Source organism: Colwellia sp. SU-HH01172 (assembly GCF_057553355.1).
In genome coordinates this window covers 422,772-436,585 of the sequence record NZ_BAAJMB010000002.1, presented here as the reverse complement: position 1 = coordinate 436,585, position 13,814 = coordinate 422,772, and the positions used below count along the sequence as shown (strand labels likewise).

At 40.0% G+C, this 13,814-nt stretch carries 20 protein-coding genes; 19 read left to right on the top strand and 1 reads right to left on the bottom strand.

What is annotated here, in order from left to right; genetic code table 11:
* Positions 1-20 precede the first annotated feature (20 nt).
* The 19 genes from AC27JP_RS09120 to AC27JP_RS09030 all read left to right on the top strand — a co-directional run bounded on the left by AC27JP_RS09120 (position 21) and on the right by AC27JP_RS09030 (position 12,974).
* A complete protein-coding gene (locus tag AC27JP_RS09120; protein ID WP_487114225.1) occupies positions 21-494 on the top strand; it encodes a head completion/stabilization protein in 474 nt (157 codons plus the stop codon).
* Between the two features lie 10 nt (positions 495-504).
* Positions 505-975: a phage tail protein gene (locus tag AC27JP_RS09115; protein WP_487114223.1), complete on the top strand. Its 471-nt coding sequence runs from the start codon at positions 505-507 to the stop codon at positions 973-975.
* Positions 976-1,623, top strand: a complete 648-nt coding sequence (locus AC27JP_RS09110) for a phage virion morphogenesis protein (RefSeq protein WP_487114221.1) — start codon at positions 976-978, stop codon at positions 1,621-1,623. It abuts the gene before it with no gap.
* Positions 1,624-1,641: 18 nt separating this feature from the next.
* Entirely contained in the window at positions 1,642-2,754 is a 1,113-nt protein-coding gene (locus AC27JP_RS09105; protein WP_487114219.1) for a DUF2586 domain-containing protein, read from the top strand.
* Positions 2,755-2,763: 9 nt separating this feature from the next.
* A complete protein-coding gene (locus AC27JP_RS09100) occupies positions 2,764-3,216 on the top strand; it encodes a phage protein (protein WP_487114217.1) in 453 nt (150 codons plus the stop codon).
* 18 nt (positions 3,217-3,234) lie between these two features.
* Positions 3,235-3,828, top strand: a complete 594-nt coding sequence (locus AC27JP_RS09095) for a hypothetical protein (protein WP_487114215.1) — start codon at positions 3,235-3,237, stop codon at positions 3,826-3,828.
* Positions 3,829-3,842: 14 nt separating this feature from the next.
* Positions 3,843-4,145, top strand: coding sequence for a putative phage tail assembly chaperone (locus AC27JP_RS09090; RefSeq protein ID WP_487114214.1), 303 nt, complete (start codon positions 3,843-3,845; stop codon positions 4,143-4,145).
* A gap of 5 nt (positions 4,146-4,150) precedes the next feature.
* On the top strand, positions 4,151-4,297 hold the full coding sequence (locus tag AC27JP_RS09085) for a DUF6890 family protein (protein WP_487114212.1): 147 nt from the start codon (positions 4,151-4,153) through the stop codon (positions 4,295-4,297).
* Between the two features lie 139 nt (positions 4,298-4,436).
* Positions 4,437-6,626: a phage tail tape measure protein gene (locus AC27JP_RS09080; protein WP_487114210.1), complete on the top strand. Its 2,190-nt coding sequence runs from the start codon at positions 4,437-4,439 to the stop codon at positions 6,624-6,626.
* A complete protein-coding gene (locus AC27JP_RS09075; RefSeq protein WP_487114208.1) occupies positions 6,626-6,952 on the top strand; it encodes a DUF2590 family protein in 327 nt (108 codons plus the stop codon). Before AC27JP_RS09080 ends, AC27JP_RS09075 begins: the two co-directional genes overlap by 1 nt.
* Entirely contained in the window at positions 6,949-8,094 is a 1,146-nt protein-coding gene (locus tag AC27JP_RS09070; RefSeq protein ID WP_487114207.1) for a baseplate J/gp47 family protein, read from the top strand. The genes AC27JP_RS09075 and AC27JP_RS09070 overlap by 4 nt, the downstream gene beginning before the upstream one ends.
* Positions 8,087-8,716, top strand: a complete 630-nt coding sequence (locus tag AC27JP_RS09065; RefSeq protein WP_487114205.1) for a hypothetical protein — start codon at positions 8,087-8,089, stop codon at positions 8,714-8,716. Before AC27JP_RS09070 ends, AC27JP_RS09065 begins: the two co-directional genes overlap by 8 nt.
* 11 nt (positions 8,717-8,727) lie before the next feature.
* A complete protein-coding gene (locus AC27JP_RS09060; RefSeq protein ID WP_487114203.1) occupies positions 8,728-9,300 on the top strand; it encodes a phage tail-collar fiber domain-containing protein in 573 nt (190 codons plus the stop codon).
* A complete protein-coding gene (locus tag AC27JP_RS09055; RefSeq protein ID WP_487114201.1) occupies positions 9,300-9,788 on the top strand; it encodes a hypothetical protein in 489 nt (162 codons plus the stop codon). Before AC27JP_RS09060 ends, AC27JP_RS09055 begins: the two co-directional genes overlap by 1 nt.
* 10 nt (positions 9,789-9,798) lie before the next feature.
* Entirely contained in the window at positions 9,799-9,987 is a 189-nt protein-coding gene (locus tag AC27JP_RS09050) for a phage tail assembly chaperone (protein WP_487114199.1), read from the top strand.
* A 91-nt stretch (positions 9,988-10,078) separates the two neighbouring features.
* Entirely contained in the window at positions 10,079-10,561 is a 483-nt protein-coding gene (locus AC27JP_RS09045) for a baseplate complex protein (protein ID WP_487114197.1), read from the top strand.
* Between the two features lie 29 nt (positions 10,562-10,590).
* Positions 10,591-11,268, top strand: coding sequence for a hypothetical protein (locus AC27JP_RS09040; RefSeq protein WP_487114383.1), 678 nt, complete (start codon positions 10,591-10,593; stop codon positions 11,266-11,268).
* Positions 11,265-12,026, top strand: a complete 762-nt coding sequence (locus AC27JP_RS09035; RefSeq protein WP_487114195.1) for a hypothetical protein — start codon at positions 11,265-11,267, stop codon at positions 12,024-12,026. The genes AC27JP_RS09040 and AC27JP_RS09035 overlap by 4 nt, the downstream gene beginning before the upstream one ends.
* Before the next feature lie 162 nt (positions 12,027-12,188).
* Positions 12,189-12,974: a class II glutamine amidotransferase gene (locus tag AC27JP_RS09030; RefSeq protein WP_487114193.1), complete on the top strand. Its 786-nt coding sequence runs from the start codon at positions 12,189-12,191 to the stop codon at positions 12,972-12,974.
* Positions 12,975-13,035: 61 nt separating this feature from the next.
* On the opposite strand, the gene AC27JP_RS09025 is transcribed toward AC27JP_RS09030, so the two are convergent.
* Positions 13,036-13,803 carry a DUF3108 domain-containing protein gene (locus tag AC27JP_RS09025; protein ID WP_487114191.1) on the bottom strand — a complete coding sequence of 256 codons (768 nt, stop codon included), beginning with the start codon at positions 13,801-13,803 and terminating at the stop codon, positions 13,036-13,038.
* Positions 13,804-13,814 lie beyond the last annotated feature (11 nt).

Sequence of the window (13,814 nt, the reverse complement as noted above, 5' to 3'; positions counted from 1 at the left end):
AATCGAATGTGAGAGCTAATTTGTTAAATGTAAGCGCAATGCCATTTACTGAAACACCTGAAAACAAGGTGACAAGTAATAGTTTTTATCCTGTTCTGTGCATTAAAGAACTAACTGAAAACTACGGCATAGCGACAAATTACAGCGCAAATATTGAAATGGTGGTTGAAAAGTTAACGCATGCTGCATTGTTCGTAAACGATGAACTTGCGCAATACCACACTTTATATTGGTCAGATAAAGAAAAGCTCGAAGACGTATACGACGCCCATATTAATAACGAAAATCGATTAGTAATTTTATATAAAAAGGCCGTTTATAGCCTAGCAAAAAGCAAATTACTAATATCAAAACTTGGTGAAACGCACCGTGATAACAAAGCGGCTCAGCAAGAAAGTGCTGCCGATAACGCTCAGCATTGGCAAACCGAATGTTTTCAAGCAATACGGGCGATGCAGAACATTAAAGGCAACTTGTCCGTTGCATTACTGTAAGGAATGTTAAGTGTCACAAAATAAATTACAACACCTGGCCAAACATTTAATGGATGCTAACTATCACGGTAGAAAGCTCGCCTTACCTACGCAGTTTGATGCACACATCGAAGGTGGTCGAATAGAGCCGAGAAGCAAGAATATTAATGGCAATGGCTTGCTCGCCGCAACTTTTTATTACAGTGGTGTGATCAGCATTAACCCGTGCGCTGCACCGGCTGAACTAATCGCTGCCTACGCTGCTTTTTGGTTACATGAAAACTCTACTAATGATGAAAGTAGTGAAATTGAATTTAGTTGTGATGTTAATGAAGACGAAACCAATGACATAGAACTAACCATTGAAACGCTTATTGAAGATATTGAGTTGATCGAATGCTCCAATGGGCCATTCATGTTAGATGGAAAACATTATGACTTTGGTGAACAAAGCTTGTGGATAGCTGAAAGTTTTGAACTCAGTCCAGAAGTCGAGAAATAAATGCTATCGGTTGGCATCAATACAAGGCAAGCAACAAGACAGCTTGAATTACTGACGCTAGACCCGCGAAAAAGAAGACGAATAATCCGAGGCGCAGCCCGAAAAGTAAGGCGAGACTCTAAAAAAAGAATTAAAAATCAAAAAGACTTAGTTGGAAGAAATTGGCAACAAAGGGCCAATGGCAGAAAACAAAGAATGTTGAAAAAGTTAGGTAAGCATTTGCAAGTTAGAAGTAACCCTAATAATGCTCAAGTAACCTTTGGTAACGCGTTGGTAGGCAAAATTGCACGAGCCCACCAAGAAGGTGTTGAAATGGAAATGACTGCCAGTGAGGCGGCTCGTAAATATGGCACACCAAGTGAAGACGCATTAGCGAGTAGAAAGCAAGCCAAAGCGTTGAAAAAAGAAGGTTACAAAGTCAGAAAAAATAAAGGCAAAGGTTGGAAAACTGCAAGCCTTAAGTGGATACAAGAAAATATATCAATGCGACAAGCTGGACTCATTTTAAGGCTACTTCGCAACGATAAAACCGTTAAAAAGAAATGGGCGATACCTTTACCGCAACGCTCATTTTTAGGCCAAAGTCAAAGTGAATTAGTTCAACTAAAAAATTACATGTTAGATGAAGCGATGCGATTAGCCGCTTAAATCAAAAAAGGAAAAGTCATGAGTCAAGGTCAAGTCAATGTAACCGCTCTGCAAACAGGTAGCGGCGAAACAAAGGAAGTTGAACGTTCGGTGTTATTTATTGGTGTAGGCACCAAGAATTTACGTCAAGTTGTCGCCATTAATGCGCAATCAGATTTTGATGATTTGATCGGTAGCGATGAATCAGCATTAAAAACTCAGTTAGCGTCATGGGTTAGAAATGGTGATGACTTAGTTTCTGGCTGGGCAATACCTATTGAAGCGGCTGATGATATTCATGCACTGATTAACAATGCAATGGATTTAGATGTTAGCCCCGAAATTATTGTTATTTGCAAACCCGTAACGGGGAAAGCCGAAGTTGAAGCATATCAAGCGAAAGCATTAGAGCTTTTATCAACGCACGCTCGGCGAGTACGGTTTTTAGTAGCTGTACCAGGTTGCGATCCAACAGCCGATACAGGTCAAACATGGGCAGAGCATTTAGCCGCAATTCAGCCATTGCAAGATGGTGTTAAGGCCGAACGAGTAGCACTTGTGCCATTGCTTTTTGGTGATGAACTTGGTGGTGTAGCAGGGCGCCTATGTAAAAGCTCGGTCACTATTGCCGATAGCCCAATGCGAGTACAAACTGGCTCGCTGTCGTTATTGCCATCACCTGTTGATAAAAGTGGCTCACCACTCACTAATGCCGTAACCAAAGCGCTAGATGCCATACGTTTTTCGTGTACTCAATTTTATCCAGACTTTGACGGTATTTACTTTGGTGATGTCAACATGCTTGACGCTGAAGGTGGCGACTTTCAAAAAATTGAAGATGGTCGCATTGTCGATAAAGCTGCAAGGCAAGTTCGAATTATAGCGATTTATCAAATTAAAAATCGACGATTGAATAATTCACCTTCGGGTATTGCGCTAGGTAAACGTTTACTGTCAAAACCACTTCGCGCAATGGCTGAAAGTACAAACCTAGGAGCAGAAAAATTCCCCGGTGAAATTAAAGAGCCGTCAGAAGACGCTATCGGCCTAACGTGGCTTAGCGCTTCAAAACTTCAAATTATGATGAAAGTAACACCTTATGAATCAGCAAGTACGATTCTTGTCGGTATTATTTTAGATAAATCACAGTAAGGAATAGTTATGTCAGTTAAGCATTTAGGCGGTAAGGATTTCGACGTATTTATCGGCGACAAGTTAGTTCATGTTGTTGAAGCTACGGTAAAAGTTACTGATGGTCGGCAACCAAAATTTGTACGTGGTGTACCTGTTGGTTATATCGATGGCAAGGTCGAAGCGGAAGTTACGTTAAAACTTGATCACGAAAACTTTTTATTAGTTGAAGCGCAAGCAAAACAAGCGGGTAGCTGGAAAGGCATTGAACCGTTTGATATTTCATTTTTAGCAGAAGCTAAAGCAGGTTCAAAAAATGTCGAAGCGTTTGGCGTATTACCATCATTAGAAGACATTCTAAATCTAAAAGCTGAAGGTGGTGAAGAGGACCTTACCACCATCAAAGGCATGGTAACCAGTAAAGATTTCGTCAAAATCAACGGCATTCCGTACTTAACTGCCGATGAAGTTCGTGATTTGTAGCACGAAGTAAGGAAAAGCATGAGCAAATTAACCGTCACCATTGAAGCGTTATTAGCCGCCATGAATACTTTGAATTACAAAGTATTCGAAGGGGATTTAAACCTGAATATCATTGGTATTCGCAACAAGAACAAGCGAGCGAATTCATTTAATGACTTAATGTGCATGCTTTACCAAATTAACGGCAAGTGGCAATTAAAGCAATTTAAATGCACCACTGACCCAGGTGTTTATTATCGTAAAAATCCAATTAACGTTAATGGCACCGCAATTGTTGCACCGATGCAGCATAGAAGTTTATGGACCTTTGGTTACCACCAAGGGAAATATCCGGCTCTTGTCCAAAATAAGCCGGTGACAGTTTTTCGCGACGGAAACAAGGACGAAGCGATAGACACGGATGTCAATAAACAAGTGGGGTACTTCGGTATCAATTGCCATCGGGCGAACGCTCATGTCGAATCAAAGCTTGTGGATAAATGGAGCGCGGGTTGCCAGGTAATTGCTGATCCAGATGATTACGGCGAGTTTATGGCCCTTTGTCGTGAGTCAGCAGCAATACATGGCAACACGTTTACCTACACGTTGTTAGAACAACATCAATTAAATTAACTAACGAGAATCTTATGGCATTCGAACAAAAGATAGTACTTGAAGTCAACAGCATTGATTTGCAATTCAATGTAAATGTTGCTGCATACAATAAATATCAAAATAGCACCACTATGGTTAACAAGGTGCAACCGGCAACTAATTTTTTAATGGCCGTCGTTGATGATCAGTCAAAATCAGCGTTGAAGGATATCGTTAAACAACCAGGTGCAGCTTTGCATATTGCTGCAGCGATAGTCGATGAATACCAGCCGGAGTTTGAAATAACGGTAAAAAAATCGAGCAGCGAGCAAAATGCTACGAAAGAAACCAAGTAGATAGAATGCTCGCATATCATGCAAAGTGGTTACCGAATAGCACAATAAGTGAAGAAAGCTTGGCTCAAGCACTATTTTTAGAAAATGAAAGTCAACAAAATTTCACTATCGCAATTAATAACGGTATTTGCATGTTTTTTAAAAACACTTAGTTCACATATTAAGGCAGAACGATGCTAGAGAAATTTAAATCACTAAAAGGATTAGGTTTATATGCTATTTCTGCCGCTTTTTCTTGGTTGCTATTAACCACCATATTTGCACAAGTATTTAGTTGATTGGGGTAATTAAATGAGCGGGTTAAGTAAACTTGAAAAGTTGATGTATTCAATTGGTGTTGTTGATAAAGCAACAGGGCCAGTGAATAAAATCATGTCAAAAATTAACCAACTCAGTGCGCAAGCGGGTAATGCTCAAAACCAAATGATGAAAGGGTTTATGGGGGCGGCCGGTGGTGCAATGATGCTTGTTGGCTCGTTAAATCCCGCAATCGCAGCCAACCAAAGTTTAGGCGAAGTTAATTCGCTTGGTGTTGCTGAACAATCGTTGCAACAATTAAATAACACGTCGATAGATTTTACGGCCAAATATGGTGGTAATGCTGCGAATGTGATCAGCGCTTCCTATGATATTCAATCATCAATTGCGGGTTTAACAGGTGACGAATTAAGCGCTTTTACAAATGCATCAGCCATTATGGCAAAAGGCACCAAGTCAGATGCATCTACCGCAACAAATTATCTCGGCACTATGTTTGGCATTTATCAAGACAATGCCAATGCCATCGGTAAAACACAGTGGGTTGAGCAACTAGCAGGTCAAACGGCTACCGCTGTGCGTATGTTCAAAACCAATGGTAATGAAATGTCTGGTGCCTTTACCAGCTTAGGGGCGAGTGCACAAAGTCATGGTATTGATATGGCTGAATCTATGGCTGTACTAGGCCAATTACAAGCCACTATGTCAGGTAGTGAAGCCGGCACAAAATACAAAGCATTCTTAGCCGGTGTTGGTAATGCGCAAAAGGTACTTGGTGTTCAAATGACCGACGCACAAGGCAAGCTTTTACCAATGGCCGGTGTTCTTGACGCCTTACACAATAAGTTTGGATTGATTGATACGGTAGCAAAATCAGACGCACTAAAAAAAGCCTTTGGCAGCGATGAAGCGACGGGACTAATTAAATTACTCTTACCCCAAGTTGACCAGTTAAAAAACAATATAGGCCTGTTGAACAAACAATCAGGTATGCAAGCAGCCATCGACATGGCTAATGCACAAACAGACGCATGGCAGAGATTAAGCGGCGGCTTTAATTCTGCCGCTACTTCATTAGGACAAGCCGTATTGCCAGTTATAGAGCCTGTGGTTGAAATTCTTGGTTCGATGTTACGTGGTGTTATATGGCTAAGTCGAGAATTTCCAACGCTAACCGGCATTTTAGCCACAACTGTTGTCGGTGTAACGGGACTGATAGTCGCCATGGGCTTAATGAATATGACGATTGGGTTTGCCAAGTTTGGCATGATTGGTTTCGGTGGCGTAACTAGTGTCTTGACTAAATCCACCACATTACTTGCCAGTGCATGGGGATGGGCAACGTTAGCATTATCACGCTTTCAAACGACAGCCGTTTTAACCGGTGGTTATTTTGGCGCTATCAAAGCGTTAATACTCGGTGCAACAACAAGTGTTTGGTCATTCAGCGCCGCGTTACTTGCCAACCCAATTACATGGATAGTTGCACTTGTTATCGGGCTAGCCGCAGTGGTCTACCGATATTGGCAACCCATTAAAGCGTTTATGTCGGGGTTTTGGGATGGTCTTAGTATTGGGCTACAGCCTATTTTCAGTGTCTTTTCACAACTAACCGGGTCACTATCGTTTATTGGCGATTTGTTTTCATGGTTGGGTGAAAAAGTCAGCACGGTTGTTAGCTGGTTTGGTTCATTGTTAACCCCAGTTGAATCAACAACACAGCAACTCAATGCCGCAAATAATGCAGGGGTGAGTTTTGGTAAAAATGTCGCAGCAGCACTTGATTTCATACTAATGCCTTTGAAAGCAATTCTCGCCATTAATGCGAAAGTGATTGAAGGTTTAGGCTATGCCGGAAATGCGATAAAAGACTTCTTCGGCTTTGGTGATACCGAAATTGTGGCAAACAAGGTTAATAGTGTTCAAGGAACGTTATCCACAAATATTGTGGATAACATTGGGCAACGCGCTACTTCAAATGTCATTCCAATTAATTCTGCCTTTGCTGCCGCACAAGCTATAGAAAACAATAAGGAAACTAATTCCTCATCTTCAATAACGGGCGTCAAAGTTGAAACTTCAGAAGTGGCTAAACAGTTTTCCAATTCATTATCAAACAGTACAACGACAGATCAAAGTAAGCGTGTTCTTATCGACAGCTTAACCATTAAGTCTGACAACGTAGAGCAAGATTTTGAACAGCTATTAGAAATGGCGGGATAATGAGTAGTAACCATATTGATTTAAATATTGTTGATGGTGACTTTGTTACCAGCCCAACGTTAACCATAGAGCAATTAAACAGTGCGAATGTGGTTGCTCAAGATGTTAAACATCGTGTTCTTGAAAGTGGGTTATTAGTTCGACTAATTAAACTGAACAATCAGAATTTTATTTCAGCGGTGTTAACCGAAATAGAGTTAGAAGTTGAAAAAGATGAACGGCTAGTACCTGGTAGTGTATTTGTGAATATGAACAAAGATAAAACGTTGTCAATTGAAGCCGATACGCACCTTTATGGCAATGTCACATTGGGGGTCTCGTCATGACTCCAAATTTTGAACAAATGATGATAGATGCGGGATTACCTGTCACTGAAGAAACGGCAAAAACGCAGTGGGATGCGGAATTAATCAAGCAAGATATTACCATCGAAAACAATAGTCCTTTTAGCCCTTTTTGGCGAACCATAAAAGCGATCATTACTTTACCTGTCGTTGCACTATTCGAATGGATAGCAAAAGTGCTTATGCCAGATTTATATATTGCAACAGCGAGCAGAGACGCTTTAATAAATCTTCATGGTCCGAGCAGAAATGTAAAGGTGTTTAGTTCAACCTTTGCAAAAGGAGTACTTAATTTAAGCCGAGTTGATGGCAGTGGTACGCTCAGTATTCCCCTTGGCTCTGTTGTTAGTTCTGATGCCTATGCAAATAAAGTGTACAAGGTTCAATTACTCGACAGCGCTGTGTTTAAAGATGGAGAGCTATCGACACAAGTAATTGTGCAAGCTACAGAGCCCGGACAAGCACACAATTTACCTGAAAATAGTTATTACAAACTAGATACACCCATCGAAGGTGTTAGTGTTAAAAATTCAGAAGATTGGTTGATTTTACCTGGTAGTGATGAAGAGACAACCGAAGACTATCGAACACGGATTATTAATGTTTTCGGTACGGCTGGCCGCTGGCATACCAACGCAGTTTATAAACAAATAATCAGTGATTTTGGTATTGCCATAGACAATATAGAAATTATAAATGGTGCCCCCAGAGGACCAGGCACAGCCGATGCCTATATCTTTCTAGAGGTGGGCACCGTATCAAGCACTTTAATTAATGTCATTAGTGAGCATATTCGAGCAAAAGGTTATCACGGCCACGGTGATGATTTTATGATTTACGCGATGCCACTAAATGACTATGCATTGCAAATGAGCTATTCATTGCACGACAACAGCGAAGATATAAGCGCAGAATTAGAGAATTTTGTGCGCGCTGCTTTTCGTTTAAATGATGCATATCAGCCGACAAAACCAAGACCCAACACCACCTTTAGTTTTAGCTTGCTAAAAGCAGAATTACATTATCAATTCCCATCTTTAAAAACGTGCTCGTTTGATAAAGCAGATATTGAATGTGGCTTGTGGTTACCAAAATTAACCAACTTGGTGATGAACCATGAGTAGCAACCCAGTTGTCGTTCAACCTGTCGCGACGTGGCTAAACAAAGGGCACGCAGAAAAGCTTGTAAAAGCAGCGCAAGGGTATTGGGATAACACAAGAAACTGGCTTTTGTGGGCAACAAGTCAGCGTAACGAGCAACACAGTATTGAGCCCATTTTAAGTTTATTGGCTTACGAGCGGTTAACCAGTCAGTTACCAAACGAGAATACAGAACTATTTCGAAAACGTGTTCAACATGCCTTTGTCAATACCGTTGAAGCCGGTGAAATATCGTCAATAGTCAGTATATTCGACAGACTGGGTATTGACGTGATCAACGTAACTGAACGTATTGATGGTCGTGACTGGGACGTTATCGCATTAGATTTTAGTAGCCATACCGTTTCAAAGTATGGCGATGTATTGCCAGAATTAATTCAGTTGTATGGCCGTGCCTGTCGCCGTTATGAATTTACCGTGCATAACGTAGTTGAAAACAGTATGGGGCTAGGGTGTTGTGATGTTCAGTGGGATGCCGTTCATGTCAATCATCAGCTTAATATAGATGGCAAAAGTAACTTGGATGCTTGCGCTACATTAGCATTTCTTGGTGCTCAATATGATATCCACGAAGCGATTTTATAAAAGGAAATAACATGTCAGAAGTTACGGGAATACTTACCAGCGCGGGGAAAAATTATATAGCCTCACAAGCGTTATTAAATAGCGGACTCGACGTTGAAAAAATCATACTGGCTAATATTCCGAACTTGAGTGAATCTTCAGAGCGCGACGAAAACATGGCAATCCCAACAAGCCATATTGTCCATGAAGAAAGTAACCTAATTGATGGTTTCATTGATGATAACACCGTCGCTTGGGCTTGTGTGCTTGATCAGGACTTAGGTGATTTTGATTATAACTTTATCGGCCTAGTAACTCAGGGCGGCACGTTGTTAGCGTTGGACTATTTACCATTGCAGCGAAAACGCCAAGGGGTAAACAACGTTCATAATCGCAGTTTTGTTATTAAGTTTGGCGCAGCAAAAGCACTATCAAAAATAGAGATACCGGCTGCAAGTTGGATGTTTGATTATTCTATTCAATTAAACGCGATTCAGAGCGCTTTAATGTCCAATGCAACGGCGCAAATCAGCAACATGTATCGAACACTTAGAAACTTTTTTAAAACAACTGAATTTGTTCAGTTAAACAAGGAATTTAAATAATGACCATTGAACAGAAAATAAGTGACCTGGTAACGTCAAGCAATCAGCTAACAAGTGCGGTTGAAGGGAAAGTCGGTGAAATTGATGAAAAGATTGAAACTTCAATAGATGAATTAACAAGATCATTAGTTGAAGGACAAGGAAAGTACATTATATCCGGTAGTGATTTCGCTAATGTTTGGTGCGACATAGCAGACTTAGGGGCGTCGGCAACATTTATGATTTCGGTATTATCTACTGAAAATAGTGCAATTCAGCCACAAGAATGGGCATTCATTTACCAAGCTCAGCACGGTTATGAAACCTCTGTACGCATAGATACATATCAAGAGTTACATAGTCATTCTAACGATTTGTTTTTCCGAGTGAATGGAGAAACTGCCACGCTACAAGCCAAAAAGACACTATTAACTGGGAGAAATTTCTCAGTGCATTTAAAAATAAACACAGGTTCGATAACAATGAGACCTTCACAAACTTTTGCATAGGTATTTGACAATGACTAAATGGGAAATTCAAATAGAACGAAACCGTAGAATTAGAGAGACTGACTGGACTCAACTTACAGATTGCCAATTGTCTCAACAACAAAAAGATGACTACGCCGTATATCGACAAGCATTACGAGATATTCCAAATAACTACGTTGAAGGAATAGAAGTTGTTTGGCCTGTCAAGCCTGAATGATTATGGCCGCCGTTAATTCGCGCGCTGATTTTATCAGTGCGTGTTTATCTGTTTATAAAATAAACCTTAACTATCATGAAGTAGATAAATAATGATCGCATTAGACGGTTGGCAAGTACCAGGTTATGAAACAAAGGTACGGTGTGGGTTTAAATTAGCCGGTGAAGATTTAAGCGGTGCCGGTTCATTTTTAATCACGACGGACAATGGAGTTAAAGCGTCAGTTTTGTCGGTAACGACAAAGGTGGCCTTTATAGACAAAGCGCAGCTAACCGAATTAATAACCAAATCGAAAAAACTAGACCAGAACGGTGCAAGAGCTTTGCTCACTGTAAATTGTGATATTGCCGAAGTTTTCAAAGTGAGAAAAGTTAAGTTTGACGGTGAAATAAAAGCCGTTGAAGACGAACAAGTAAAGGCATGGAATGTTAGTTTTAATTTACTGGAAGTTTTAAGTAAATCGGAGCGTGAACAGCAACAGATTGATAACAACGCAGCACAAAACATAAAAACGCAAGCGAATGACGGACACAACAGCGTGCAAGAACAATTTGAAAAGGCTACGGGTCCATAGTGGAAACAACTCGATTAACAAAAGTGCTGATGATAAATGGGCTGCAAGTAAAGAGCATTGTAAAAGATGCTATTAGCCTTGATTTATTTAGCCATGGTCGCGCAAGCTTTACTTTTGTTCATGATTTGGAGCCAAAAGGCATAGTTGAATTCCATTGTGGATACAAACTAGACAACTTAATTCCTTATTTTCTAGGCGTTATTGAATCTAAGCATTATGCAAACGGGCAATGGTTTGTAACATGCCGTGAACTCATTGGTGCATTATCGTTTCCCGCCTCAATTGCCATCCGTTTTGCGACGGCTAAAAAGGTACTAGATGAACTAAGAAAGCTAGGTATTTCCTTTATCACACCTAATGCCGATTACATCAATAAACAAGTGCCTTGCTTTTATCATCAAGGCAATGGCATTACAGTGTTGCAACAAATTGGCAAAGTGTTTGGCATTAATAATTTCATATTTCAACAGCGCCCTGATGGAAAAATTTATGTTGGTAGCTGGGATGATTCGTTGTGGTCAACGTCAGAAATTACAGATTTTGCCGAACACCCATTAAAAGTATCATCTTCGACCAAAGGTGAAATAATCGCTATTCCAAAACTAAGACCGGGCATCAGGTTAAACGGGCGATATATTACGAACGTGACATTATCAGGTAATAAGCAAGTTATTACCTGGTCAAAAACTTTAGCGAATAACGCATGATTAAAAAAGCAATTGAAAGAATACTCTATAGGCTAGCACCAGAGATACTAACAAAACTTCATTTGCCACAATTTGCGCGAATAGTTGCCTTTCCTGAGTTACCTACTGAAGATGAAAAGTCGAGTGATGAATTTTACCCGAGATATGCTGCAAATATTCAATTGCTTGATCAACACGGTAAAGATTCGAACATTGGCATATTAGAAGCGGTGCCACTGCCATTACCTGGTGTGGGGAATAATGCCGGTAGAATCGAACCGCCAGAGATAAACAGCATTGTTGAAATAGCTTTTGCTTATGGTAGAGCAGATAAACCATTTATAAGAACTGTTTTACCTTTTGGTTGGGATTTGCCAACAATTAAAGAAGGTGAAATAAAGGTTCAAACGCGAGATGGTGTATACCAGCATATTGATGAAAGTGGTAATTTTGAAAACAAAACCGATGAATCACTAAAGGATATCATTGGAAAAATTGCTCAGCTTGAATGTAGAACAAGAAAAGTAACGGCCACAAATGAACAAGATCACCGTAGCCCCAAAACTTGGTTAGGCTCAGATAGTGAAAACGTTCTTAAATTATTATCTGAACTAATGGCAACCGTAAAAGGCTTGGCAAATTACTGCGCACAACATAAGCATTTGGGCGTTCAAACAGGCGCGGGTACTAGTGGGCTATCAAATAATGCTAGCGATTTTACCAATAGTGGCAATGAAGCGAGCGAGCAAAAAGCAAGGTTAGACCCGATAACAAAATAACCGAATAAAACCTAGGTGATTTAATTTAAAGAAAATAGTAAAATAAATATGAAGAACATTAATTTAAAATTCAATTTTCCGTACTGCCACTCTTACTGACACTTTGTGGGTTTCATTCTTAAAATTCTTTATAAATAGTTGTAAAATATAGGTATTTAATCGATGTGTGAATTATTAGCCATGAGTGCTAACGTACCAACCGACATTTGTTTTAGTTTTTCTGGCTTAATGCAGCGTGGTGGCAATACAGGGCCGCATAAAGATGGTTGGGGCATTACTTTCTATGAAGGGAAGGGGTGTCGAAGTTTTAAAGACCCATTGCCTAGCGCGGAATCTCCCATTGCAAAATTAGTCACTGATTACCCCATTAAAAGTGAAACTGTGGTTTGCCATATTCGTCAAGCTAACTCAGGTGAAATATCGTTAGTGAATACCCATCCATTTATTCGTCCCATGTGGGGAAAAAATTGGACCTATGCCCATAATGGGCAACTAGCTGACTTTAAAAACGAATTGCCGATTAAGTATCACGTTCCTGTTGGTGAAACTGATAGCGAGCATGCCTTTTGTTGGTTGCTTGATCAATTGCTGTTGAAATTTGATGGTGAAGAGCCGCAAGCAAAGGTGCTGTTTGATTTTATTGTTGAGCAATGCAGAAGAGTAAATCAATTAGGTGTTTTTAACTTATTGTTAACTGACGGAGATAATTTATTTGTCTATTGTGCTAACAACTTACATTGGTTAACCCGACGTGCGCCTTTTGGTAAGGCAAGTTTGATTGACGCTGAAATGGTGGTTAATTTTGAACAAGAAACCACTGAAAATGACATTGTCACTGTGATCGCAACTCAGCCTTTAACTGATGATGAAACTTGGCAAAAAATGCAATCAGGGGAGGGCTTATTGTTTAGCAAAGGGCAATTAATTTGTGAAAGCAAACCAAAGTAATAAGTCGTGTGTAAAATAAAGTGGTTGTAAGTTTAACCACTTTATTTCAAATTACCGAGCGCTATTTACTAGTCGTTTCGTTTGGGTTTACAAGGTCAACCGATTCCAGTTGCGCTTCAAACTGCTCAACATCACCTTTGATTTGATAAAGCTTCACTAGCAGGTAATCAAGTTCAGGGGCAAACCAGGCATAGGTAATACGTTTTTTCTCAACCACTTCACGTTTAAATTTAACGGTTTTGACTAAACCGTAAGGTAACATGATTTCTTCTTCACCATCATATTGATAAACGTAATTTTTCAGTGAGCCAGATGATTTGATCACAGGGTAAACAAATTGCTTTTGCTCGGGTTTACTGATCAAGTTTAAACGATGCTGCAAATGGTAACTGAGCGAGTCCTGAATATTGTCAGGAAAGTCGATGGTTTTAGTTTTATTTTTCTTTTCATCTGTGGCGGTATTGCTGGCAGTGTCGTAACTCCATTTATAGTGCTTGTCTCGCCCCGTGCCTTCACGTTTATAGACATAGCTTGTTGGCGTAACTTTATTACCGTTAAGTTTTACAATTGAGATTTCTTCACGGATGTCAGAAAATATTAGCCATTCAATATCGGTATGATAACTATATTTCGCCATGCCATTGTCTAAATAGTCTAATTTACGTGTGGCTTTACCAACGGATTTAGAACTGCGTAAAATTGTGTAATTTGCAGTAAATGCTGGAACCAATACCTTACTTTCTTTATCTGTCGCCTGGGCGAAAGATGTGGAACTGAACAATGTTAGACTAGATAATAACAAAGTGGCATAAGGTAATGATTTCAACATATAAAATTCTC